At 64.3% G+C, this 25149-nt stretch carries 19 protein-coding genes and 1 tRNA gene; 10 read left to right on the top strand and 10 right to left on the bottom strand.

What is annotated here, in order from left to right; all coding sequences use genetic code 11:
- The first annotated feature begins 19 nt into the window (after window positions 1-19).
- The 5 genes from clpX to AT700_RS16120 all read left to right on the top strand — a co-directional run bounded on the left by clpX (window position 20) and on the right by AT700_RS16120 (window position 6333).
- Entirely contained in the window at window positions 20-1300 is a 1281-nt protein-coding gene (clpX, locus tag AT700_RS16140) for an ATP-dependent Clp protease ATP-binding subunit ClpX (protein ID WP_003087924.1), read from the top strand.
- Window positions 1301-1431: 131 nt separating this feature from the next.
- Window positions 1432-3828: an endopeptidase La gene (gene lon, locus AT700_RS16135; RefSeq protein WP_003087926.1), complete on the top strand. Its 2397-nt coding sequence runs from the start codon at window positions 1432-1434 to the stop codon at window positions 3826-3828.
- Between the two features lie 135 nt (window positions 3829-3963).
- A complete protein-coding gene (gene hupB, locus AT700_RS16130; RefSeq protein WP_003087931.1) occupies window positions 3964-4236 on the top strand; it encodes a nucleoid-associated protein HU-beta in 273 nt (90 codons plus the stop codon).
- Window positions 4237-4287: 51 nt separating this feature from the next.
- A tRNA-Asp gene (locus tag AT700_RS16125) sits at window positions 4288-4364 on the top strand.
- A gap of 103 nt (window positions 4365-4467) precedes the next feature.
- A complete protein-coding gene (locus tag AT700_RS16120; protein WP_003098131.1) occupies window positions 4468-6333 on the top strand; it encodes a SurA N-terminal domain-containing protein in 1866 nt (621 codons plus the stop codon).
- Window positions 6334-6431: 98 nt separating this feature from the next.
- Here AT700_RS16120 and fabI read toward each other — a convergent pair whose 3' ends face one another.
- The 8 genes from fabI to gloB all read right to left on the bottom strand — a co-directional run bounded on the left by fabI (window position 6432) and on the right by gloB (window position 17298).
- Window positions 6432-7229 (bottom strand): enoyl-ACP reductase FabI, encoded by a 798-nt coding sequence (fabI, locus tag AT700_RS16115; RefSeq protein ID WP_003087936.1) that lies wholly within the window; start codon window positions 7227-7229, stop codon window positions 6432-6434.
- Window positions 7230-7250: 21 nt separating this feature from the next.
- A complete protein-coding gene (locus AT700_RS16110) occupies window positions 7251-8861 on the bottom strand; it encodes an ABC transporter ATP-binding protein (protein WP_003450091.1) in 1611 nt (536 codons plus the stop codon).
- Between the two features lies 1 nt (window position 8862).
- On the bottom strand, window positions 8863-9882 hold the full coding sequence (locus AT700_RS16105; protein WP_003087942.1) for an ABC transporter permease: 1020 nt from the start codon (window positions 9880-9882) through the stop codon (window positions 8863-8865).
- A 4-nt stretch (window positions 9883-9886) separates the two neighbouring features.
- Window positions 9887-10969 (bottom strand): microcin C ABC transporter permease YejB, encoded by a 1083-nt coding sequence (locus AT700_RS16100; RefSeq protein ID WP_003098134.1) that lies wholly within the window; start codon window positions 10967-10969, stop codon window positions 9887-9889.
- A 6-nt stretch (window positions 10970-10975) separates the two neighbouring features.
- Window positions 10976-12823, bottom strand: coding sequence for an extracellular solute-binding protein (locus tag AT700_RS16095; protein ID WP_003098136.1), 1848 nt, complete (start codon window positions 12821-12823; stop codon window positions 10976-10978).
- The gene (locus tag AT700_RS16090; protein WP_042931344.1) at window positions 12820-14649 is read right to left on the bottom strand and encodes an extracellular solute-binding protein; all 1830 of its coding nucleotides are present in this window, start codon (window positions 14647-14649) and stop codon (window positions 12820-12822) included. The genes AT700_RS16095 and AT700_RS16090 overlap by 4 nt, the downstream gene beginning before the upstream one ends.
- A 190-nt stretch (window positions 14650-14839) precedes the next feature.
- On the bottom strand, window positions 14840-16444 hold the full coding sequence (locus AT700_RS16085) for a lytic transglycosylase domain-containing protein (RefSeq protein ID WP_003120244.1): 1605 nt from the start codon (window positions 16442-16444) through the stop codon (window positions 14840-14842).
- Window positions 16445-16521: 77 nt separating this feature from the next.
- Window positions 16522-17298, bottom strand: coding sequence for a hydroxyacylglutathione hydrolase (gloB, locus tag AT700_RS16080; RefSeq protein WP_003098141.1), 777 nt, complete (start codon window positions 17296-17298; stop codon window positions 16522-16524).
- 101 nt (window positions 17299-17399) lie between these two features.
- On the opposite strand from gloB, the gene AT700_RS16075 reads away from it, so the two are divergent.
- From AT700_RS16075 to dnaQ, 3 genes are all read left to right on the top strand, one after another.
- Window positions 17400-18161: a methyltransferase domain-containing protein gene (locus AT700_RS16075; protein WP_003087952.1), complete on the top strand. Its 762-nt coding sequence runs from the start codon at window positions 17400-17402 to the stop codon at window positions 18159-18161.
- Between the two features lie 2 nt (window positions 18162-18163).
- A complete protein-coding gene (gene rnhA / locus AT700_RS16070) occupies window positions 18164-18610 on the top strand; it encodes a ribonuclease HI (RefSeq protein ID WP_003087954.1) in 447 nt (148 codons plus the stop codon).
- A 64-nt stretch (window positions 18611-18674) separates the two neighbouring features.
- Window positions 18675-19415: a DNA polymerase III subunit epsilon gene (gene dnaQ / locus AT700_RS16065; protein ID WP_003087958.1), complete on the top strand. Its 741-nt coding sequence runs from the start codon at window positions 18675-18677 to the stop codon at window positions 19413-19415.
- A 27-nt stretch (window positions 19416-19442) separates the two neighbouring features.
- Here the strand turns inward: dnaQ and AT700_RS16060 are convergent, their stop codons facing one another.
- Window positions 19443-19832: a nuclear transport factor 2 family protein gene (locus AT700_RS16060; RefSeq protein ID WP_003132809.1), complete on the bottom strand. Its 390-nt coding sequence runs from the start codon at window positions 19830-19832 to the stop codon at window positions 19443-19445.
- Window positions 19833-20025: 193 nt separating this feature from the next.
- On the opposite strand from AT700_RS16060, the gene ldcA reads away from it, so the two are divergent.
- Window positions 20026-22281 carry a lysine-specific pyridoxal 5'-phosphate-dependent carboxylase LdcA gene (gene ldcA, locus AT700_RS16055; protein ID WP_003087961.1) on the top strand — a complete coding sequence of 752 codons (2256 nt, stop codon included), beginning with the start codon at window positions 20026-20028 and terminating at the stop codon, window positions 22279-22281.
- Window positions 22282-22304: 23 nt separating this feature from the next.
- The gene (locus tag AT700_RS16050; RefSeq protein WP_003087965.1) at window positions 22305-23660 is read left to right on the top strand and encodes an amino acid permease; all 1356 of its coding nucleotides are present in this window, start codon (window positions 22305-22307) and stop codon (window positions 23658-23660) included.
- Here the strand turns inward: AT700_RS16050 and nhaB are convergent.
- On the bottom strand, window positions 23644-25146 hold the full coding sequence (gene nhaB / locus AT700_RS16045; protein ID WP_003113594.1) for a sodium/proton antiporter NhaB: 1503 nt from the start codon (window positions 25144-25146) through the stop codon (window positions 23644-23646). The two genes, AT700_RS16050 and nhaB, sit on opposite strands and share 17 nt — an antisense overlap.
- Window positions 25147-25149: the final 3 nt, after the last annotated feature.

The raw sequence follows: 25149 nt of genomic DNA, 5'->3' as shown, positions 1-25149 counted from the left end.
TACCCATTGGATCGATCGAATGACTGATACCCGCAACGGCGAGGACAACGGCAAGCTGCTGTATTGCTCCTTCTGCGGCAAGAGCCAGCACGAAGTGCGCAAGTTGATTGCCGGCCCCTCGGTCTTTATCTGCGACGAGTGTGTCGACCTGTGCAATGACATCATCCGCGAGGAGGTGCAGGAAGCGCAGGCGGAAAGTAGTGGGCACAAACTTCCGGCGCCGAAAGAGATCCGCACCATCCTCGATCAGTACGTGATCGGGCAGGAGCGGGCCAAGAAGGTTCTGGCGGTAGCGGTATACAACCACTACAAGCGCCTCAACCAGCGTGACAAGAAGGACGATATCGAGCTCGGCAAGAGCAACATTCTGATGATCGGCCCAACCGGCTCGGGCAAGACCCTGCTGGCCGAGACCCTCGCACGTCTGCTGAACGTGCCGTTCACCATCGCCGATGCGACCACGCTGACGGAAGCGGGCTACGTGGGCGAGGATGTCGAGAACATCATCCAGAAACTCTTGCAGAAGTGCGATTACGATGTGGAGAAGGCCCAGATGGGCATCGTCTACATCGACGAGATCGACAAGATTTCCCGGAAATCGGACAACCCCTCCATCACTCGCGACGTCTCCGGCGAGGGTGTGCAGCAGGCCCTGCTGAAGCTCATCGAGGGTACCGTTGCCTCGGTACCGCCGCAGGGCGGTCGCAAGCATCCGCAGCAGGAGTTCCTGCAGGTCGATACGCGCAACATCCTGTTCATCTGCGGCGGCGCTTTCGCCGGTCTGGAGCGGGTCATCCAGAACCGTTCCGCGCGCGGCGGCATCGGTTTCAATGCCGAAGTGCGCAGTCAGGAGATGGGCAAGAAGGTCGGCGAGGCGTTCAAGGAAGTCGAACCGGAAGATCTCGTCAAGTTCGGTCTTATTCCCGAGTTTGTAGGGCGTTTGCCGGTGATCGCGACTCTTGATGAGCTCGACGAGGCTGCGCTCATGCAGATCCTGACCGAGCCGAAGAACGCTCTCACCAAGCAGTACGCCAAGCTGTTCGAAATGGAAGGCGTCGATCTCGAATTCCGTCCGGACGCACTCAAGGCGGTTGCCCGCAAGGCGCTCGAACGCAAGACCGGTGCACGTGGCTTGCGTTCAATTCTCGAAGGTATCCTTCTCGATACCATGTACGAGATTCCCTCCCAGCAGGATGTCAGCAAGGTGGTCATCGATGAGAGTGTCATCGATGGCTCGTCGCAACCCCTGATGATCTACGAGAACAGCGAAAAGCCAGCCAAGGCTGCGCCTGAGGCATGAAAGAGCAGGGGCCTTCGGGCCCCTTTTCTTTTCCGACTGGCACGCTTGTTTTTTCCCGGGCCTAACCCCATCTTAGGCTGAAAGGTCTTCCTATCTGTTTCGTGGCCAAGTGCCGCTGTAGAGCCGACATTATGAAAACACTCGTCGAATTGCCCTTGCTGCCGCTACGTGACGTGGTGGTGTACCCGCACATGGTCATCCCGTTGTTCGTCGGTCGGGAAAAGTCCATCGAGGCCCTGGAGGCAGCGATGACCGGCGACAAGCAAATCCTCCTGCTGGCGCAGAAAAACCCCGCGGACGATGATCCGGGCGAAGATGGCCTGTACCGCATGGGTACGGTCGCTACCGTGCTGCAGTTGCTCAAGCTGCCGGATGGCACCGTCAAGGTGCTGGTCGAAGGCGAGCAGCGCGGCCAGGTCGAGCGCTTCATCGAGGAAGAAGGGCACATTCGTGCCGCGGTCCAGGCCATCGACGACGCCAATGTCGGCGAGCGCGAGGCCGAGGTCTTCACTCGCAGCCTGCTGAGCCAGTTCGAGCAATACGTCCAGTTGGGCAAGAAAGTCCCCGCCGAGGTGCTTTCCTCGCTGAACAGCATCGACGAGCCGAGCAGGCTGGTCGATACCATGGCCGCGCACATGGCGCTGAAGATCGAGCAGAAGCAGGACATCCTGGAGATCACCGACCTGTCGTCGCGGGTCGAGCATGTCCTGGCGCTGCTGGATGCCGAGATCGACCTGCTGCAGGTGGAAAAGCGTATCCGCGGCCGGGTCAAGAAGCAGATGGAGCGCAGCCAGCGCGAGTACTACCTGAATGAGCAGATGAAGGCCATTCAGAAGGAACTCGGCGATATCGACGAAGGGCACAACGAAGTCGAGGAGCTGAAGAAGCGCATCGACGCTGCCGGCCTGACCAAGGAGGCGCACACCAAGGCCACTGCCGAGCTGAACAAGCTCAAGCAGATGTCGCCGATGTCGGCGGAAGCCACCGTGGTGCGTTCCTACATAGACTGGCTGCTGAACGTGCCGTGGAAGGCCGAGAGCAAGGTGCGCCATGATCTCGCCAAGGCGGAAGACATCCTCGATGCCGACCATTATGGCCTGGAAGAGGTCAAGGAGCGCATTCTCGAGTATCTCGCCGTGCAAAAGCGGGTGAAGAAGCTCAAGGGCCCGGTCCTTTGCCTGGTGGGACCGCCCGGCGTGGGCAAGACCTCCCTGGCCGAATCCATCGCTCGCGCCACCAATCGCAAGTTCGTGCGCATGGCGCTCGGCGGCGTGCGTGACGAGGCCGAGATCCGCGGTCACCGTCGTACCTATATCGGCTCCATGCCGGGCCGCCTGATCCAGAAGATGACCAAGGTCGGCGTGCGCAACCCGCTGTTCCTCCTCGACGAAATCGACAAGATGGGCAGCGACATGCGCGGGGATCCCGCCTCGGCGCTGCTCGAGGTGCTCGACCCGGAGCAGAACCACAACTTCAACGATCACTACCTGGAAGTCGACTACGACCTGTCCGACGTGATGTTCCTCTGCACCGCGAACTCGATGAACATCCCGGCGCCCCTGCTGGATCGGATGGAAGTCATCCGCCTGCCGGGCTACACCGAGGACGAGAAGGTCAATATCGCCGCCAAGTACCTGATTCCGAAGCAGGTCCAGGCCAACGGCCTGAAGAAGGGCGAGCTGACCTTCGAGGAAGGCGCCCTGCGCGACATCATTCGCTACTACACCCGCGAAGCCGGGGTGCGCAGCCTCGAGCGGCAGATCGCCAAGGTCTGCCGCAAGGCGGTGAAGGAGCATGCCAAGCTCAAGCGTATCCAGGCGGTGGTGTCCAGCGAGACGCTGGAGAACTACCTCGGCGTGCGCAAGTTCCGTTATGGCCTCGCCGAACAGCAGGACCAGATCGGCCAGGTGACCGGGCTGGCCTGGACCCAGGTCGGCGGCGAGCTGCTTACCATCGAGGCGGCCGTGGTACCCGGCAAGGGCCAGTTGACCAAGACCGGATCGCTGGGCGACGTGATGGCGGAATCGATCACCGCGGCGTTGACCGTGGTGCGCAGCCGCGCCCAGAGCCTAGGAATCGCGGCGGACTTCCACGAGAAGCGCGACATCCATATCCACGTTCCGGAAGGCGCTACGCCGAAGGATGGCCCGAGCGCAGGCATCGGCATGTGCACGGCGCTGGTTTCGGCGATCACGCAGATCCCGGTGCGCGCCGACGTGGCAATGACCGGGGAGATCACCCTGCGTGGGCAGGTGCTGGCGATCGGCGGGCTGAAAGAAAAACTTTTGGCGGCGCACCGCGGCGGGATCAAGACGGTGATCATTCCCGAGGAAAATGTTCGCGACCTGAAGGAAATTCCGGACAATATTAAGAGTGATCTGGTTATTAAACCGGTTAAATGGATTGACGAAGTCCTGCAAATTGCGCTGCAATACGCCCCGGAGCCCTTGCCCGATGCGGCTCCGGAGATGGTTGCAAAGGATGAAAAACGCGAGCCTGATTCCAAGGAGCGAATTAGCACGCATTAGTCGGTAGGTATTCTTGACACTGTTTTTGGGCCCTTGTTATAAAGCGGCACTTGCTGAGTCAGTTGGCCTACCAGCGCAGAATTTCCTTACACCTAACACATAGAAACATACTCAACAGAAATAAGGGGACTTAGAGTGAACAAGTCGGAACTGATCGATGCAATTGCCGCATCTGCTGATATCCCGAAAGCTGTTGCCGGTCGCGCACTGGACGCAGTGATCGAGTCCGTCACTGGCGCCCTGAAGGCTGGTGACTCCGTCGTGCTGGTTGGTTTCGGCACCTTCGCTGTCAAAGAGCGCGCTGCTCGCACCGGTCGCAACCCGCAAACTGGCAAGCCGATCAAGATCGCCGCTGCCAAGATCCCGGGCTTCAAAGCCGGTAAAGCCCTGAAGGATGCTGTCAACTAAGCGTCTTTTGGGACTCGTTCTACCCAGGTCGGCCAAGGCTGGCCTGGCTGCGGAGCGGTAGTTCAGTCGGTTAGAATACCGGCCTGTCACGCCGGGGGTCGCGGGTTCGAGTCCCGTCCGCTCCGCCAGTTACGAGAAGGCGCATCCTCGGATGCGCCTTTCTTATATCCGCATCTCTTACCCACGCCGCGCCGCCCAAGACGGCTGGTCGTGGCAGTTTTTGGGGGCTGCATGCTGCAGAACATCAGGGATAATTCCCAGGGCTGGATCGCCAAGACCATCATTGGCGTGATCATCGTTCTCCTGTCGCTGACCGGCTTCGACGCGATCATCCGGGCCACCGACCACTCCAACGTGGCCGCCAAGGTCAACGGCGACGATATCAGTCTCAATGAAGTCCAACAGGCCGTGGACATGCAGCGTCGCCAGCTGCTGCAACGCCTGGGCAAGGATTTCGATCCATCCATGCTGGATGACAAGCTGCTCAAGGAAGCGGCCCTGAAGGGGCTGATCGAGCGTACCCTGCTGCTCCAGGCCGCCAAGGACGACAAGTTCGCCTTCTCCGACCAGGCGCTGGACCAGTTGATCCTGCAAACTCCCGAGTTCCAGGTCGACGGCAAGTTCAACGCGGATCGCTTCGACCAGGTCATCCGCCAGATGAACTACAGCCGCATGCAGTTCCGCCAGATGCTCGGCCAGGAAATGCTCATCGGCCAGCTTCGCGCCGGCCTGGCGGGCACCGGTTTCGTCACCGACAACGAATTGCAGTCCTTCGCTCGCCTCGAGAAGCAGACCCGCGACTTCGCCACCCTGGCGATCAAGGCCGACGCCTCCAAGAGCAGCGTGAGCGACGACGAGGTGAAGGCCTTCTACGAAGGCCACAAGAGCGAGTTCATGACTCCCGAGCAGGTGGTCGTCGAATACGTGGAGCTGAAGAAGTCCTCCTTCTTCGACCAGGTCAAGGTGAAGCAGGAAGACCTCGAGGCGCTGTACCAGAAGGAAATCGCCAACCTTTCCGAGCAGCGCGATGCCGCCCACATCCTGATCGAGGTGAACGACAAGGTCGGCGACGAGCAGGCCAAGGCGAAGATCGACGAGATCAAGGCTCGCCTGGCCAAGGGCGAGGATTTCGCCGCGCTGGCCAAGGAGTTCTCCCAGGATATCGGCTCGGCCGCCACCGGCGGCGACCTGGGCTACGCCGGTCGCGGCGTGTACGACCCCGCGTTCGAGGAGGCGCTGTATGCGCTGAAGCAAGGTGAGGTATCCGCCCCGGTGAAGACTCCGTACGGCTACCACCTGATCAAGCTGCTGGGCGTGCAGGCGCCGGAAGTACCGAGCCTGGAAAGCCTCAAGCCGAAGCTCGAGGACGAACTGAAGAAACAGATGGTCGAGCAGCGCTTCGTCGAGGCTACCAAGGACCTGGAAAGCTCCGCCTACGAAGCCGCCGACCTGAGCCAGCCGGCGCAGGAAATGGGCCTGAAGGTCCAGACCAGCCAGCCGTTCGGACGTTCGGGGGGCGACGGCATCGCTGCCAACCGCCAGATCGTGCAGACCGCGTTCAGCGCCGAGGTGCTGGAAGAAGCCGCCAACAGTGGCGCCATCGAGCTGGATCCGGACACCGTGGTGGTGCTGCGGGTCAAGGAACACAACAAGCCGAAGGAGCAACCGCTGGAGCAGGTCGCGGCGAACATCCGCGAGCGCCTGGCCGCCGAAAAGGCCGCCGAGGAGGCGCAGAAGCGTGGCGAGGCCCTGATCGCAGAGCTGCGTGAAGGCCGTACCTCTTCCGCAGCGGGTGAGTCGTGGAAAGTGGTCGAGGCGGCCTCCCGCGGCCACGAAGGCGTCGATCCGAAACTGCTCCAGGCGGTGTTCCGCATGCAGCGTCCGGAGGCCAAGGACAAGCCTTCGTTCTCTGGCGTGACCCTGGCCAATGGCGATTACGTGGTGATCCGCCTGAATGGCGTCAGCGAGCCGGAGGAGGCTATCTCCGACGACGAGAAGGCCATGTACCGCCGCTTCCTGGCTTCGCGCAGCGGACAGGCAGACTTCGCCGCCTTCCGCCGTCAGTTGCAGGACAAGGCGGAAGTCGAGAAATACTGAGACCGAGATGCAGAGAAAAGGCCGCTTACGCGGCCTTTTCTTTATTCCTCCCATGAAAAATGGCCGCTCGAAGCGGCCATTTTTCATGGGCGGGGTGATCAGTCGTCGTCCAGCGGGCCCATGGCGGTAGTGTTGAAGCCGCCATCGACGTAGAGGATCTCGCCACTGATACCGCTGGCCAGGTCCGAACAGAGGAAGGCGCCGGCATTGCCGACTTCCTCGATGGTGACGTTGCGCCGCAGCGGCGTCTGCCGCTCGTTGGCGGCCAGCATCTTGCGGAAACTCTTGATCCCGGAGGCGGCGAGCGTTCGGATCGGCCCTGCGGAAACCGCATTGACCCGGGTGCCTTCCGCGCCCAGGCTGCCGGCCAGGTAGCGGACCCCGGCCTCCAGGCTGGCCTTGGCCATGCCCATTACGTTGTAGTTCGGCATGGTCCGTTCGGCGCCCAGGTAGGAGAGGGTCAGCAGGCTGCCGTTGCGGCCCTTCATCATTTCCCGTCCGGCCTTGGCCAGGGCGATGAAGCTGTAGGCGCTGATGTCGTGGGCGATGCGGAAGCCCTCGCGGGTGGTCACCGCGGTGAAGTCGCCGTCGAGCTGATCGCCTGGAGCGAATCCGACGGAGTGGACGATGATGTCCAGGCCGTCCCAGTGCTTGCCCAGGGCGGCGAACACCGCTTCGATCTGGCTGTCGTCGGCCACGTCACAGGGGAAGCACAGCTCCGGCCGCGAGCCCCAGCCACTGGCGAACTCCTCCACCCGGCCCCTGAGCTTGTCGTTCTGGTAGGTGAAGGCCAGTTCGGCGCCTTCCCGGTGCATGGCGGCGGCGATGCCGGAAGCGATGGAGAGCTTGCTGGCGACTCCGACGATCAGGGCGCGTTTTCCTGTGAGAAATCCCATGGTCCGTTCCTTGTCTGCTACTCAGTTTTCCGCGCTTGCCGGGGCCATGAAGGCAGCCTCCAGCAATTGCTGCGTATAGGGATGTTGCGGCGAGGCGAAAACCGCTTCGGCGCTGCCCTGTTCCACCACCTTGCCATGTCGAACCACCATCAGCTGGTGGCTGAGCGCCTTGACTACCGCCAGGTCGTGGCTGATGAACAGGTAGGTGAGGTTGTACTTGCCCTGCAGTTGCCGCAGCAATTCCACGACCTGGCGCTGCACGGTGCGGTCGAGCGCCGAGGTCGGTTCGTCGAGCAGGATCAGCGCCGGTTTCAGCACCAGCGCCCGGGCGATGGCGATGCGCTGGCGCTGGCCGCCGGAGAATTCGTGGGGGTAACGGTAGCGGGTCTGCGGATCGAGCCCGACCTCCACCAGCGCGTCGATGATCGCCTGCTCCTGTTCGGCCTCGCTGCCGATCCTATGGATGCGCAGGCCTTCGCCGACGATCTCGCCGACACACATGCGTGGGCTGAGGCTGCCATACGGGTCCTGGAACACCACCTGCATCTCGCGGCGCAGCGGGCGCACGTCATGTTGCGCGAGACCGTCCAGCCGGGTGCCTTCGAAGCGGATGCCGCCCTGGCTTTCCAGCAGCCGCAGGATTGCCAGGCCAAGGGTCGACTTGCCCGAGCCGCTTTCGCCAACGATGCCCAGCGTCTGCCCGCGGGGTAGTTCGAAATTGACCCCGTCGACCGCCTTGACGTGGTCCACGGTGCGGCGGAACACGCCTTTGCGGATCGGGAACCAGACCCGCAGGTCGTCCACCGCCAACAGGGTTTCACCGGGCGGGTTGCTTGCCGGCGCACCGCTGGGCTCGGCGTTGAGCAGCTCGCGGGTATAGGGGTGTCGCGGGGCTGCGAAGAGTTCCTGGCAGGAAGCCTGCTCGACGATCCGCCCTTGTTGCATGACGCAGACGCGGTGGGCGATGCGCCGGACCAGGTTGAGGTCGTGGGTGATCAGCAGCAGGGACATGCCCAGGCGTGCCTGCAGGTCCTTGAGCAGATCGAGGATCTTCAACTGGACGGTGACGTCGAGCGCGGTGGTCGGTTCGTCGGCGATCAGCAGTTGCGGCTCGCAGGCCAGGGCCATGGCGATCATCACCCGCTGCCGCTGGCCGCCGGAGAGTTCGTGTGGATAGGCTTTCAGGCGCTTGGCCGGTTCGGGGATGCCGACCAGCTCGAGCAGTTCGAGAATTTTCGCGCTGGCCTTGGCGCCACCCAGGCCCTTGTGCAGGGCGAGGACCTCGGCGAGCTGCTTCTCGATGGTATGCAGCGGATTGAGCGAGGTCATGGGTTCCTGGAAGACCATGGCGATGCGGTTGCCGCGGATCCCGCGCAGGCGCCGTTCCGGGAGCTTGAGCAGATCCTCGCCCTGGTAGTGGATGCTGCCTGCTGGGTGGCTGGCGACGGAGTAGGGCAGCAGGCGCAGGATGGAGTGGGCGGTCACCGACTTGCCCGAGCCGCTTTCGCCGACCAGGGCCAGGGTCTCGCCCTGGCGGATGTCGAAGCTGACGCCTTCGACCACCCGCTGGCGTTGCTCGCCGGAGAGGAATTCGACGGCGAGGTCGCGGATTTCCAGAATGTTCTCGCTCATCTCATTTCCTCGGGTCGAAAGCGTCGCGGGCGGCTTCGCCGATGAACACCAGCAGGCTCAGCATGACCGCCAGCACCACGAAGGCGGAAATGCCCAGCCAGGGTGCCTGGAGGTTGGACTTGCCCTGGGCGACCAACTCGCCCAGCGACGGCGCGCCAGGCGGCAGGCCGAAGCCGAGGAAGTCCAGGGAGGTGAGGGTGCCGATGGCGCCGGTGAGGATGAACGGCATGAAGGTCAGGGTCGAGATCATCGCGTTCGGCAGGATGTGACGGAACATGATGGCGCTGTTGCGCATGCCGAGGGCCCGGGCGGCGCGGACGTATTCCAGGTTGCGCCCGCGGAGGAACTCGGCGCGGACCACGTCCACCAGGCTCATCCAGGAAAACAGCAGCATGATGCCCAGCAGCCACCAGAAGTTCGGCTGGACGAAGCTGGCCAGGATGATCAGCAGGTAGAGCACCGGCAGCCCCGACCAGACTTCCAGGAAACGCTGGCCGAGCAGGTCGACCCAGCCGCCGTAGTAGCCTTGCAGGGCGCCGACGGTGACGCCGATCAGAGAACTGAGCACGGTCAGGGTCAGGGCGAAGAGTATCGACACGCGGAAGCCGTAGATCACCCGGGCGAGCACGTCGCGGGCCTGGTCGTCGGTGCCCAGCCAGTTTTCCGCCGACGGCGGGGCGGGGGCGGGAACCTTCAGCTCGTAGTTGATGGTGTCGTAGCTGTAGGGGATCGGCGGCCAAAGCACCCAGCCGTCCTTCTCGGCGATCAGTTGGCTGATGTAGGGGCTCTTGTAGTTGGCTTCCAGGGGGAATTCGCCGCCGAAGGTGGTTTCCGGGTAGCGTTTGAAGACCGGGAAATACCAGCCGCCGTCGTAATGCACGACCAGCGGTTTGTCGTTGGCGATCAGTTCGGCGCCGAGGCTGCCGACGAACAGGATGAGGAACAGCCAGAGCGACCACCAGCCACGCTTGTTGCTCTTGAAGCGGGCCCAGCGGCGCTGGTTGATGGGAGACAGGCGCATCGGATTACTCCCGGTTCTCGAAGTCGATGCGCGGATCGACCAGGGTGTAGACGATATCGCTGATCAGCTTCATGACCAGCCCGAACAGGGTGAAGATGAACAGCGTGCCGAAGACCACCGGGTAGTCGCGGTTCATCGCCGCTTCGAAGCTGAGCAGGCCGAGGCCGTCGAGGGAGAAGATCACCTCGATCAACAGCGAACCGGTGAAGAAGATCCCCAGCAGCGCAGCCGGCAGGCCGGCAATCACCAGCAGCATGGCGTTGCGGAATACGTGCCCGTAGAGCACGCGGCGTTCGGTCAGGCCCTTGGCGCGGGCGGTGACCACGTATTGCTTGCCGATCTCGTCGAGGAAGCTGTTCTTGGTCAGCAGCGTGATGGTGGCGAAGTTGCCGATCACCAGGGCGGTTACCGGCAAGGCCAGGTGCCAGAAATAGTCGAGCACCTTGCCGCCGAGGCTGAGCTGGTCGAAGTTGTTCGAGGTCAGGCCGCGCAGGGGGAACCAGTCCCAGTAGCTGCCGCCGGCGAACAGCACCACCAGCAGGATGGCGAAGAGGAAGGCGGGAATGGCGTAGCCGACGATGATCGCCGAGCTGGTCCAGATGTCGAAGACGCTACCATGGCGGACCGCCTTGGCGATCCCCAGCGGGATCGACACCAGGTACATGATCAGCGTGCTCCAGAGCCCGAGCGAGATCGACACCGGCAATTTCTCGATGATCAGGTCGGTGACCTTGGCGTCGCGGAAGAAGCTCTGCCCGAAGTCCAGGTGCAGGTAGTTCTTCAGCATGATCATGAAGCGCTCGGGGGCCGACTTGTCGAAGCCGTACATGCGCTCGATCTCTTTCACCAGCTCCGGGTCCAGGCCTTGCGCACCGCGGTATTGCGAGCCGGCCACGGCGACTTCGCCGCCGCCGCCGGAGATGCGCCCGGTGGCGCCGCCGGAAGCGGCGTCGAAGCCTTCCAGCTTGGCGATCATCTGCTCCACCGGACCGCCGGGAGCGGCCTGGATGATGATGAAGTTGATCAGCAGGATGCCGAACAGGGTAGGGACGATCAGCAGCAGGCGCCGCAGGATATAGGAGAGCATGCGGCGTTACTCCCGTTCCGGCTCGGCGTCTTGCGTGGCTTCGGCTTGCGCCTTGCTCGGCAGCGCCTTGTCGCTGGTCTGCCACCAGGTCATCAGGCCCCAGTCGTAGAGTGGCGTCACCTTCGGCCGGCCGAAACGGTTCCAGTAGGCGACCCGCCAGGTATCGACGTAGTAGTTGGGAACCACGTAGTAGCCCCACGACAGTACGCGGTCGAGGGCGCGGGTATGGTCGATCAGGCTTTGCCGCGAGTCGGACTGGATCAGGCTTTCCACCAGGCTGTCGATGGCCGGGTCCTTGAGGCCGATGAAGTTGCGGCTGCCGGCCTTGTCGGCGCTGCTGGAATGCCAGAACTCTCGCTGTTCGTTGCCTGGCGAGTTGGATTGCGGCCAGGTCGCCGAGGTCATGTCGAAATCCCGCGAGCGCAGGCGGTTGACGAACTGCGAGACGTCGACGCGACGGATCTGCATGTCGATGCCAAGTTCGGCCAGGTTGCGCTTGAACGGCAGGATGACCCGTTCCATGTTGGCCTGGAACAGCATGAACTCGAAGCTCAGTGGCTGGCCGTCGGGACCTACCATGCGGTTGTTCTCGATCCTGTAGCCGGCCTCGGTGAGCAACTGGTAGGCCTTGCGCCGCTGCTCGCGGATCACCCCGCTGCCGTCATTGACCGGATTCTGGAAGACCTGGTCGAAGGCCTCGTCGGGAATCTTGCCGCGCAGCGGTTCGAGGATCTTCAGCTCGGCTTCGCTGGGCAACTGGTGGGCGGCCATCTCCGAGTTCTCGAAATAGCTGTTGGTGCGCTTGTAGGAGCTGAAGAACAGCTGCTTGTTCGACCATTCGAAGTCGAACAGCAGGCTGATCGCCTGGCGTACCCGGCGGTCCTGGAACACCGGGCGGCGGATATTGAAGGCGAAGCCCTGCATCCCCACCGGGTTGTGGTTGTGGATGCTGGCCTTGATGAAGCGCCCGTCGCGCAATGCCGGCGACTCGTAGCCGGTGGCCCAGTCCTTCGCCGAATATTCGAGGTTGACGTCGTACTGGCCGGCCTTGAAGGCTTCCAGGGCGACCGACATGTCGCGATAGGAGTCGATGGTGATGGTGTCGAAGTTATAGAGTCCGCGGGAGACCGGAAGGTCCTTGGCCCACCAGTCCTTGACTCGCTCGTAGCTGATGGAGCGTCCCGGATCGACCTTGGCGATGCGGTAGGGACCGCTGCCTACCGGGATTTCCATGCCGGTCTTGGAAAAGTCGCGGTCGGCCCACCAGTGTTTCGGCAGGATCGCGATCTGCCCGAGGATCAGCGGCAGTTCGCGGTTGCCGGCGTGCTTGAAGTCGAAGCGCACGCGAAGCTTGTCCTCGGCGACCACCTTGTCGACGTCCGCATAGTAGTTGCGGTACATCGGGTCGCCCTTGCTCACCAGCGTCTCGAAGGTGAACACCACGTCTTCGGCGGTGACCGGCGTGCCATCGCTGAAACGGGCCTGGGGGCGCAGGTAGAAGCGCACGTAGCTGTTGTCCGGTGCCTTCTCGATCTTCTCCGCGAGCAGGCCGTATTCGGTGAACGGCTCGTCCTGCGACTGGAAGGCCAGGGTGTCGTAGATCAGGCCCAGCGAAGGGGCCGAGACGCCCTTGCCGATGAACGGGTTGAGGCTGTCGAAGCCGCCGAAGTCGGCCTGGCGGAGGATGCCGCCTTTTGGCGCATCCGGATTCACGTAGTCGAAATGCTTGAAATCGGCGGGATACTTCGGAGGCTCATCGTAGAGCGTCAGTGCATGTTTCGGGGCGGCGAGGAGCGGGCCGCAGCAGCCGAGCAGCAGGGCTGCCAGCAGAGGGGTGAAGCGGGGACGGATCATCGGGACGTCTCCAGGTTTTTCTGCCACCACGCGCGCAGGCCCAGGGTGTAGGGCGGGGTGGCGACGAAGGCGAAGCGGTTGCGGTACGCCAGACGGTGCGAATTGAGGTACCAGTTGGGAATGCTGTAGTACTGCCAGAGCAAGGTCCGGTCCAGGGCGCGCGCGGCGGCGACCTGTTCGTCGCGGCTGTGGGCGCCGAGCAGGCGGTTGAGCATGGCGTCGACCACCGGGTTGGCGATGCCCGCGTAATTCTTGCTGCCCTTGACCTTCACCTGGCTGGAGTGGAAGTACTGCCACTGTTCCAGGCCGGGACTGAGGGTCTGCGGCAGGGTCATGAGGATCATGTCGTAGTCGAACTGGTCCAGGCGCTGCTTGTATTGGGCGCGGTCGACGGTGCGCAGGCGCGCGTCGATGCCGATGCTGGCGAGGTTTTCGCGATAGGGCTGGAGAATACGCTCCAGGCTCGGATTGACCAGCAGGATTTCGAAGCGCAGCGGTTCGCCCTTTTTATTCAGCAGTCGGTCGCCGGACAGCTTCCAGCCGGCATCGGCCAGTAGACCGAGTGCATGCCTGAGGGTTTCACGGGGAATGCCGCGCCCCTCGGTGGTCGGCAGGCTGAACGGCTGTTTGAACAACTGCGCCGGCAATTGCTTGCGGTACGGCGACAGGTACAGCCATTCCTGGCCCTCCGGGACGCCGCTGGCGGCGAATTCGCTGTTCGGGTAGTAGCTGCGCGAGCGCAGGTAGGAATTGCTGAAGAGGGCGCGATTGGTCCATTCGAAGTCGAACATCTCGCCCAGCGCCTGGCGTATCGCGCGCTCCTTGAACACGGCGCGACGGGTGTTCATGAACAACGCCTGGGTCTGGCTGGGGATCTGGTGCGGGATTTCCGTGCGGATCACATCGCCGCGCAGAACCGCGGGGAAGCGATAGTTGTTCAGCCAGTTCTTCGCCTGGTGCTCGATGTAGAAGTCGAACTCGCCGGCCTTGAAGGCTTCGAAGGCGACGCCGTTGTCCCGGTAGAAGTCCACCACGACCCGGTCGAAATTGTATTTGCCGCGGTTCACCGGCAGTTTTTCGCCCCACCAGCCCTTCACGCGTTCGAACACCAGGCGGCGCCCGGGATCGACCTCGACGATGCGATAGGGACCGCTGCCCAGCGGCGCGGTGAAGGTGGTGGCGCGGAAGTCGCGATCCTTCCAGTAATGCTGCGGCAGCACCGGAAGCTCGCCCAGGCGCAGGATCAGCAGCGGGTTGCCGGAGCGCCGCAGGACGAAACGCACCCGGTGGGGGGTGAGGATATCGACCCGCTTCACCTCCTGCAGGTAGGTGCGGTACATCGGGTGCCCCTGCTTGACCAGGGTGCGATAGGAAAAGGCCACGTCGCTGGCGGTGATCGGCCTGCCGTCGTGGAAGCGCGCTTCCGGCCGCAGGTTGAATACCACCCAGCTGCGGTTTTCCGTGTATTCCACGCTCTTCGCGATCAGGCCATAGCTGGAGGCTGGTTCGTCGCCGGACGGGTCGTACAGGCCGGTGCCCACCATCAATGGTTCGTTCAGCTCGTTGACTCCGTACTGGAGGAAATCGCCGGTGCCGATCGGGCTGGTGCCTTTCAGGGTGTAGGGGTTGAGCGTGTCGAAGCTGCCCGAGGCCATCAGGCGCAAGGTGCCGCCTTTGGGGGCGTCGGGATTGGTCCAGTCGAAGTGCTGGAAATTGGCCGGATACTTGAGCGTGCCGAATTGGGCATAACCATGGCTCTGGGTAATCGCGGCGAAGCTGGGCAGGCTCACGGCCAGGCCGAGGATCAGGAAGGAGAGGCGACGCATCAGGCGTGTGTCCGGGTCCTTGGCTATTTTTGACAACGAATCGTCAGGCAACAGTAACACCTTGCCCGCACAGGAAAAAAGAGGGAGCGCGGGCCTGTCCGGCCTAGGGTCCGGGGTTCTGGCCGCGCTTGCGAAAACGCCACGCCGGCAGGAGCGGGCGTGGCGTTTCGGGACGGCCTGCAATGGGCTGTCAGCGGCTCGCGGTGTCCAGGTACAGGGTCAGGGTCTGGCCGGGCTTGAGCGCCTGCTTGCTGCGCGGGTTCCAGCGCTGCAGGTGCTTCATTTCGACATTGAAGCGCTTGGCGATCAGGTACATCGAGTCGCCTTGCTTGACCTTGTAGTAGGTGGCGCTGTCGCGCTTGCCGGCGGCGTTTCCCTTGCGGGCCGCCAGGGCCTGGGTGCCGCCTTGCAGCTTGAGGGTCTGGCCGACCTTCAGGGCGTGCTTGTCCAGGCCGTTCCAGCGCTTCAGGTCGTTGACGTCGACGCCGTTGTTGCGGGCGATCTGCCACAGGCTGTCGCCGTTCTTGACCTTATAGGAGCGGGTCCTGGCCGGGGTGGAAGCCTGTCGGGCGAGTTGCTGGTAGACCGGCTTGACGGCGCCGCCGGCGATCTGCCCGGGGATGCTCAGTTGCTGGCCCTTGCGCAGGTGGTTGCTGGACAGGCGGTTGGCGCTCTTGAGCTCCGCTACGGTGATCCGATAGCGGTTGGCGATGCTGTGCAGGCTGTCGCCGCTACGCACCCGGTATTGCTGCCAGGCGGTGACTTCCTTCGGCTTGAGGGTGTCCAGCGAGGCGGTCAGGAACGCCGCTTTCTCCATCGGCACCAACAGTTGCTGGGGGCCGTCCATGGTCACGCGGCGCTTGTAGGCCGGGTTAAGCTGGTACAGCTCGTCCTCGTCCAGGTTCGCCAGCGCGGCGACGCTGGACAGGTCGATCCCGCGCTTGACCCGGACGGCCTGGAAGTAGGGCTCGTTGTTGATCGGGTTCAGGCTGATGCCGTAGGAATCCGGCGCCATGACGATCTGTGAGAGGGCGAGCAGCTTGGGTACGTAGTCCTGGGTTTCCTGCGGCAGCGGCAGGTTCCAGTAGTCGGTCGGCAGGCCCAGTTTCTCGTTGCGTTCGATGGCGCGGCTGACAGTGCCTTCGCCGGCGTTGTAGGCCGCCAGGGCGAGCATCCAGTCGCCGTTGAACATGTCGTGCAGGCGCTCGAGATAGGTCAGGGCGGCATTGGTCGAGGCGGTGATGTCGCGGCGACCGTCGTAGAAATTGGTCTGGCGCAGGTTGAAATGCTGGCCGGTGGCGGGAATGAACTGCCAGAGGCCGGCGGCGTTGCTGCGCGACAGGGCGAAGGGGTTATAGGCGCTTTCGATGACCGGCAGCAGCGCCAGTTCGAGCGGCATGTTGCGTTCTTCCAGGCGCTCGACCACGTAGTGCATGTAGAGGCTGCCGCGCGCGCTCGATTGTTCGAGGAACGACTGGTTGCTGAGGAACCAGAGGCGCTGGCGTTCGATGCGCGGGTTGGTGCTGATCGCATCCTGGAGCTGGAAACCGTCGCGCATGCGGTCCCAGATGTCGTTGTAGGCGGCGTTCTGGCCGGGCTGGGTATGCAGCCAGGAGGGGTTGAACTGGACGTCGACGGCTCGGGCGCCGGGACGTGCTGCTTTGGCCTGGGCCTCCCCCTTGATCTGGCCGCTGCCCTGGCAGCCGGCGAGCGCACCGGCGATGAGCAGGATGGACACCCGAACGGCGCGAGCCAGGGCGTCTAGATCGGGGGTTTTACGTGTCTGTGGCGGCATCGGCTGAGTGCTGTTCCGGGCAAAAATTCAGCCGATTCTAGAAATGACCTCAAGAGTGGTCAAGATTTCGCCAACCTTCAGAACTGGTCCTTCCAGGCCCTCAGGACGGCGAAAACCTCCTCCGGGGTGCGGTTTTGCTGGCCGCTCCGCTGGTCGGCTTTTTTCTTAACAGAATTTTCCGAAACGCGAAGAAATGGATTGGTCGACAATTCCAGCGAGATTTCCGACGGCAGGGTGATGCGGTCCCGTTCGCGCAGCCGGGTCGCTTCCTCGAAGCGTTCCCGCAGCGCCGCGTTGTCGGGCTCCACCGCCAGCGCGAAGCGCAGGTTGCTCAGCGTGTACTCGTGGGTGCAGTAGACCCGGGTGTTGGCCGGCAGCGCGGCCAGTCGCGCCAGGGAATGATGCATCTGCGCCGGGGTGCCTTCGAAGAGACGGCCGCAGCCGGCGGCGAACAGGGTGTCGCCGCAGAACAGCAGCGGCGTCTCCGCCGGGTGGTAGTAGGCGATATGGCCGAGGGTATGGCCGGGCACGTGGAAGATCTCGAAGACCAGGCCGAGCACCTCGACCCGTTCGCCGTCTTCCAGCGCCAGGTCGCGGGCCGGGATCTTCTCGTTGGCCGGGCCGAGAACCCGCGCGCCGGTCAGTTCCTTCAGGGCCGCGACGCCGCCGACGTGGTCGTGATGGTGGTGGGTCACCAGGATATCGCTCAACCGCCAGTCGGGATGGGCGGCCAGCCAGGCTTCCACCGGCTTGGCGTCGCCGGGGTCGACCACCGCGCAGCGACGGCTTGTCGCATCTTGCAACAGCCAGATGTAGTTGTCGTTGAAGGCGGACAGGGCGTCGATCTGTATCATGGGTCGATGTCGCTAAGCAGAAGTCATTGGCGCATAGTATTGCTTATTTTCCCGTCGTGCCGGCGTCCGTCGCCGCGAAGGGGAAGACGCTGGAGGTACGCATGAACGAACCGCAAGCCTTCGCCCAGACCGATGCCGAGTGGCTGGCATCGATCAACCGGGCGCGCGACTGGTTCCAGGGCCCGCTGGGCAGCCTGATGCTGGCCGAGGAGCGACGCCTGTTGTGCGACGAGCTGACCCGTTACTTCGGTGGCTACCTGGTGCACTACGGACCGCATGCCGAACTGCCGCCGAGCACCGGGCAGATTCAGCGCGGTGTGCGCCTGGGGCCGCCGCTGCCGGGCGTGGACATCGCCTGCGAAGAGGGCGCCTGGCCGCTCAGCGAACATGCCGCGGACGTGGTCCTGCTGCAACACGGCCTGGATTTCTGCCTGTCGCCTCACCGTCTCCTGCGCGAAGCCGCGCGTACCGTTCGTCCGGGCGGCCACCTGCTGCTGATCGGCATCAACCCATGGAGCCTGTGGGGCATCCGTCATTATTTCGCCGGGGATGCCTTGCGCCAGGCCCGCTGCATTCCTCCGTCGCGGGCCTGCGACTGGCTCAACCTGCTGGGCTTCGCGCTGGAGAAACGGCGCTTCGGGTGCTATCGTCCGCCGCTTGCGTCGGCAGCCTGGCAATCGCGCCTGGCTCGCCTGGAGCGCTGGGGCGACGCCTGGCAGTCTTCGGGCGCCGGCTTCTATCTATTGGTGGCACGCAAGCTGGTCGTGGGGTTGCGCCCGTTGCGCCAGAGCAAGCGCGAACCGCGCGGTCAGCTGGTGCCCATGCCGGTGGCGAAAGTCAGCCGGCGAGATTCCGAAATTTAGGCATGACAGATAAAGAACAGGTAGTGATCTATACCGACGGCGCCTGCAAGGGCAACCCTGGGCGCGGCGGCTGGGGGGCGTTGCTCCTCTACAAGGGCGCCGAGCGAGAGCTTTGGGGCGGCGAGCCGGACACCACCAACAACCGCATGGAGCTGATGGCGGCGATCCAGGCGCTGGCGGCACTCAAGCGTTCCTGTCCGATCCGTCTGATCACCGACTCGGAATACGTGATGCGCGGCATCACCGAATGGTTGCCGAACTGGAAGAAGCGCGGCTGGAAGACCGCCAGCAAGCAGCCGGTCAAGAATGCCGACCTCTGGCAGGCCCTGGATGAACAGGTCGCCCGGCACCAGGTGGAGTGGCAGTGGGTCCGCGGGCATACCGGCGACCCCGGCAACGAGCGGGCCGACCAGTTGGCCAACCGTGGCGTCGCCGAATTGCCGCGCTGAGCGGCCACACCGAAACAAGCGTTCAGCAGCCACGGCTGCAGCGAAACAGAGAAAGGCTCTATAGATGCGTAGCGTCGTACTGGATACCGAAACCACCGGCATGCCGGTGACCGATGGTCACCGGATCATCGAGATCGGCTGTGTCGAGCTGGAGGGGCGCCGCCTGACCGGTCGCCACTTCCACGTCTACCTGCAACCCGATCGCGAGGTCGACGAAGGGGCGATCGCCGTCCACGGCATCACCAACGAATACCTGAAGGACAAGCCGCGCTTCCGCGAGGTCGCCAACGATTTCTTCGAATTCATCCGCGGCGCCCAGCTGATCATCCACAACGCGGCGTTCGATATCGGCTTCATCAACAACGAGTTCGCCCTGCTGGGCCAGCAGGACCGCTCGGACGTGACCGAGTACTGCTCGGTGCTGGATACCCTGCTGATGGCCCGCGAGCGCCATCCGGGCCAGCGCAACAACCTCGATGCGTTGTGCAAGCGCTACGGCGTGGACAACTCCGGCCGCGACCTGCACGGCGCGTTGCTCGACGCCGAGATCCTCGCCGACGTCTACCTGGCGATGACCGGCGGCCAGACCAGCCTGTCGCTGGCCGGCAGCGGCGCGGAAGGCGACGGCAGCGGCCGGCCGATGGTCAGCCCGATCCGTCGGCTCGATCCGGCGCGGGTCGCCACCCCGGTGCTGCGCGCCAACGCCGAAGAGCTGGCTGCGCATGCGGCGCGGCTGGCGGTGATCGAGAAGTCGGCAGGTGGTCCGTCGCTCTGGGCGCAACTGGAAGCGCCGGTCGGCGAATAGCCTGCCCATGCACCACGGGCGCCGCGTTCAGCGCGTCGCCCGCTCCACCAGCAAGGTGTCGCAGAACTGCTCGAAACGGCGGATCCTGCCGTCCTCCACCGTCCATACGTGTGCCACGCGCGCTTCGAACGACTTGCCGCTGCGACGGTGGGTCGCTGCATATCGACCGACGGCGACCACGCTGTCGCCGCCGTCGATCAGGCGCTCGATCTCGACCCTGAAGCCCTCCCAGTCCCGCTGCAAGGCCTGGAACACACCGGCGCCGATGGCGGCCGCGCCGACATAGGTGCCGGCCAGCGGGAAACCGGCCATTTCCGTCCATTCGGTGCGTTCGTCCATGTCCGCCAGCATTCCGGCGAGGTCCCCACGGCTAGAGGCCGCATAGTGATCGCTGACGATCCGATAAGCGCTGCGCATCGTTGTCGCTCCGTAGCAGGGCAGAGAGGTCCATGCTCCTCGCTGGCGGGAGCGGAGGCAAGCGCGGCGCGCCGACTTGTGTTGCCGCGACCTTTTCTTACAAGGGCAAGCCGCCGGGGGTTACGCGCGTGCCGGCAAGTCTCTACCCTGAGCCGACCGGCGGGGTTCGCCCGCCTGCTGCTCGGGATCAACAATGTATAAAGACCTCAAATTTCCCGTCCTCATCGTCCATCGCGACATCAAGGCCGACACCGTTGCCGGCGAACGCGTGCGGGGCATCGCCCACGAACTGGAGCAGGACGGCTTCAGCATTCTCTCCACCGCCAGCTCCGCCGAGGGGCGCATCGTCGCTTCCACCCACCACGGCCTGGCCTGCATCCTGGTCGCCGCCGAAGGTGCCGGGGAAAACCAGCGCCTGCTGCAGGATGTGGTCGAACTGATCCGCGTGGCCCGCGTGCGGGCGCCGCAATTGCCGATCTTCGCCCTCGGCGAGCAGGTGACCATCGAGAACGCGCCGGCCGAGTCCATGGCCGACCTGCACCAGTTGCGCGGCATCCTCTACCTGTTCGAAGACACCGTGCCGTTCCTCGCCCGCCAGGTCGCCCGGGCGGCGCGCAACTACCTGGCCGGGCTGCTGCCGCCATTCTTCCGTGCGCTGGTCGAGCACACCGCGCAGTCCAACTATTCCTGGCATACGCCGGGCCACGGCGGCGGTGTCGCCTATCGCAAGAGTCCGGTGGGACAGGCGTTCCACCAGTTCTTCGGGGAGAACACGCTGCGTTCCGACCTGTCGGTCTCGGTCCCCGAGCTGGGCTCGCTGCTCGACCATACCGGCCCCCTGGCCGAGGCCGAGGACCGTGCCGCGCGCAATTTCGGCGCCGACCATACCTTCTTCGTGATCAATGGCACTTCCACCGCGAACAAGATCGTCTGGCATTCCATGGTCGGTCGCGAAGACCTGGTGCTGGTGGACCGCAACTGCCACAAGTCGATCCTCCACTCGATCATCATGACCGGGGCGATACCGCTCTACCTCACTCCGGAACGCAACGAACTGGGAATCATCGGGCCGATCCCGCTGAGCGAATTCAGCAAGGAGTCGATTGCCGCGAAGATCGCCGCCAGTCCGCTGGCGCGCGGTCGCGAGCCGAAGGTGAAGCTGGCGGTGGTGACCAACTCCACCTACGACGGCCTGTGCTACAACGCCGAGCTGATCAAGCAGACCCTCGGCGACAGCGTCGAAGTGTTGCACTTCGACGAGGCCTGGTACGCCTATGCCGCGTTCCACGAGTTCTACGACGGACGCTATGGCATGGGCACCTCGCGCAGCGAGGAGGGACCCCTGGTGTTCGCCACCCACTCCACGCACAAGATGCTCGCCGCCTTCAGCCAGGCCTCGATGATCCACGTGCAGGATGGCGGGACCCGGAAGCTGGACGTGGCGCGCTTCAACGAAGCCTTCATGATGCACATCTCGACCTCGCCGCAGTACGGCATCATCGCTTCGCTGGACGTGGCTTCGGCGATGATGGAAGGGCCCGCCGGGCGTTCGCTGATCCAGGAGACCTTCGACGAGGCCCTCAGCTTCCGCCGGGCCCTGGCCAACGTACGGCAGAACCTGGACCGGAACGACTGGTGGTTCGGCGTCTGGCAGCCGGAGCAGGTGGAGGGCACCGATCAGGTCGGCACCCATGATTGGGTGCTGGAGCCGAGCGCCGACTGGCACGGCTTCGGCGATATCGCCGAAGACTACGTGCTGCTCGATCCGATCAAGGTCACCTTGACCACCCCGGGCCTGAGCGCCGGCGGCAAGCTCAGCGAGCAGGGGATTCCGGCTGCCATCGTCAGCCGCTTCCTCTGGGAGCGCGGGCTGGTGGTGGAGAAAACCGGTCTCTACTCCTTCCTGGTGCTGTTCTCGATGGGCATCACCAAGGGCAAGTGGAGCACCCTGGTCACCGAACTGCTCGAATTCAAGCGCTGTTACGACGCCAACCTGCCGCTGCTCGACGTCTTGCCCTCCGTGGCCCAGGCCGGCGGCAAGCGCTACAACGGAGTGGGCCTGCGCGACCTCAGCGACGCCATGCACGCCAGCTACCGCGACAACGCCACGGCGAAGGCCATGAAGCGCATGTACACGGTGCTGCCGGAGGTCGCGATGCGGCCGTCCGAGGCCTACGACAAGCTGGTGCGCGGCGAGGTCGAGGCGGTACCGATCGCTCGGTTGGAAGGGCGCATCGCGGCCGTCATGCTGGTACCCTATCCGCCGGGTATCCCGCTGATCATGCCGGGTGAGCGCTTCACCGAGGCGACCCGCTCGATCCTCGACTATCTCGAGTTCGCGCGGACCTTCGAGCGCGCCTTCCCTGGTTTCGACTCCGATGTGCACGGCCTGCAGCATCAGGACGGACCGTCCGGGCGCTGCTATACCGTTGAATGCATAAAAGAATGAGGCCGACAGGCTAAGGGGTGTCGATGGCGGGGGGAGAGAAGGCCGGCAAGCGCGGCATGGGGTTCTGGACCTGCAGCGCGCTGGTGATCGGCAACATGGTCGGTTCGGGAGTCTTCCTGCTTCCCTCCAGCCTGGCGGCGTTCGGCGGGCTCAGCCTGTTCGGCTGGCTGGTGTCGAGCACCGGCGCGGTGCTGCTGGCGCTGACCTTCGCCCGCCTGGCGCGGGTCAACCCCGGCGCCGGCGGCCCCTACGCCTATACCCGCGACGGTTTCGGCAGCTTCGCCGGCTACCTGTGCGCCTGGACCTACTGGAAAGCCGCCTGGATCGGCAACGCGGCGATCGCCGTGACCCTGGTCGGCTACCTGCGGGTGTTCATCCCGGCGCTGGCGGATCCGCTGCTGATGGTCTGCGTGGCCATCGCCGCGATCTGGCTGTGCACCCTGATCAATCTGCGAGGCATCGGCACCTTCAGCGTGGTGCAGAACCTGCTGACCATCCTCAAGCTGCTGCCGTTGTTGCTGGTCGGTATCCTCGGCTGGTTCCACTTCAATCCCGAGCACCTGGCGATCCCGGCGCGCAGCGAGCTGCCGAACATGGGCTATGCCCAGGCGATCGCCACCACCGCGGCGCTGACCCTTTGGTCGTTCATCGGCCTGGAGTCGGCCACCGTGCCGGCCGACGACGTCGAGGACCCGCGCCGCACCATTCCCCGCGCGACCCTGTTCGGCACGCTGGCCGCGGCGGCCCTCTACATCCTCTCGATCACTGCGGTGCAGGGCCTGATGCCGCCGGAGGTGCTGGCCCGCTCCACCTCGCCGTTCGCCGACGCGGCACGGATCCTGATGGGCGACTGGGGCTACTACCTGGTGGCTGCCGGGGCGGTCATCGCCTGCCTGGGCGCGCTCAATGGCTGGGTCCTGTTGCAGGGCCAGATCCCGGTGGCTCCGGCGCGCGACGGGCTGTTCCCTGAGTCGCTCGGCCAGCTCAACAAGAACGGCGCGCCGGCCCACGGCCTGCTGGCCTCGGGGCTGCTGGTGACGGCGCTGGTGATGGTCGACGGGCATGGCGACCTGGTCGATGTGTTCAACGTGATCATCCTGCTCGGCACCATGACCGGGGTGGTCCCCTACGCGTTCTGCACCGCCGCGCTGTTGCAACTGCTGGCGGTGCGACCGGACGAGTTCTCGCCGCGTTCACGCCGGCAATTGCTGGTGATCGGCTCGCTGGGCTTCGCCTACTCGCTATGGGCGCTGTATGGCACCGGCCAGCAGGCGATCTTCTGGGGCTTCCTGGTGCTGATGGCCGGTATCCCAATGTACACCTGGCGGCAATGGCGCAACCAGGTCAACGGAGTGCCGACGCTCAAAGCCAATGACTGACCGCCCACCAGCCCAGGCCGCCCATCACCAGGGTGTAGGGTAGCGCCATCCAGACCATGCGGCCGTACGACAGGCGCACCAGCGGGGCGATGGAGGAGGTCAGCAGGAAGAGGAACGCCGCCTGGCCGTTGGGCGTCGCTACGCTGGGCAGGTTGGTGCCGGTATTGATCGCCACCGCCAGGGTATCGAAATGCTCGCGGCTCATGTGGCCGGCATCCAGCGCCTGTTTCACCTCGGTGATGTAGATGGTGGCGACGAATACGTTGTCGCTGATCGCCGAGAGCAGGCCGTTGGCGATGAACAGCATGCCCGGCTGGCGTTCCGCCGGCAGCGCCAGCACCGCCTGGATGATCGGGGTGAACAGGTGCTGCTGGTGGATCACCGCGACCACCGCGAAGAACACCACCAGCAGCGCAGTGAACGGCAGGGCCTCCTGGAAGGCGCGGCCGATCTGGTGTTCGTCGGTGACGCCGGTGAAGGCAGTGATCAGCACGATCACCAACAGGCCGATCAGGCCGACCTCGGCGACATGCAGGGCCAGCCCGACGATCAGTACCAGCGCCGCCAGGGCCTGCACCAGCAGCGCGGCCTTCTGCTGCGCTCCGCGTTTGCGGCTTTCGCTGGCGGCGTACTCGGCGAGCACCTGGCGCACCGCCGCCGGCAACTGGGCGCCATAGCCGAAGCGGCGGCTCTTCTCCAGCAGCACGCAGGTCAGCAGGCCGGCCGCCAGTACCGGCATGGATACCGGCGCGACCTGGCGGAAGAACTCGACGAAATGCCAGCCGGCCTCGTGGCCGATCAGCAGGTTCTGCGGCTCTCCCACCAGGGTGCAGACGCCGCCCAGCGCGGTGCCGACCGCCGCGTGCATGAGCAGGCTGCGGAGGAAGGCGCGGAATTCCTCGAGATGGGCCCGGTGCAGCTCGGGGACCTGGCGGTCGGTGGCGGGATCGTAGTCCTCGCTGGCGCGCTGCCCCGAAGCGACCCGGTGATACACGGCGAAGAATGCCACCGCCACGCTGATCACCACGGCGGTCACGGTGAGGGCGTCGAGGAAGGCCGAGAGGAGGGCGGCCAGCAGGCAGAACAGGAGCGATAGCAGGGTCTTCGAGCGCACGCCGAGCAGCAGGCGGGAAAACAGCAGGAGCAGCAGGTCCTTCATGAAGTAGATGCCGGCGACCATGAACATCAGCAGCAGGAGCACCGGGAAGTTGTGCTGCAATTCCGCATAGAGCGCCTCGGGGGTAGCCAGGCCAAGCAGCAGCGCCTCCAGCACCAACAGGCCACCCGGCTGTAGCGGATAGCATTTCAGCGCCATGGCCAGGGTGAAGATGAACTCGCCGACCAGCACCCAGGCGCTTGTCACCGGCCCGGCCAGCCATAGCAGCAGGGGGTTGAGCAAGAGGAAGGCGAGCACCGTCAGCTTGTACCAGCGCGGCGAATGCCCGAGGAAGTTCTGTGCGAAAGCCTGGCTCAGGGGACTGCTCACGAT

The sequence above is a fragment of the Pseudomonas aeruginosa genome, from assembly GCF_001457615.1.
GTDB lineage: Bacteria > Pseudomonadota > Gammaproteobacteria > Pseudomonadales > Pseudomonadaceae > Pseudomonas > Pseudomonas aeruginosa.
The sequence above is the reverse complement of the archived record's forward strand: the minus strand, read 5'-3'. Positions and strand labels throughout refer to the sequence as shown.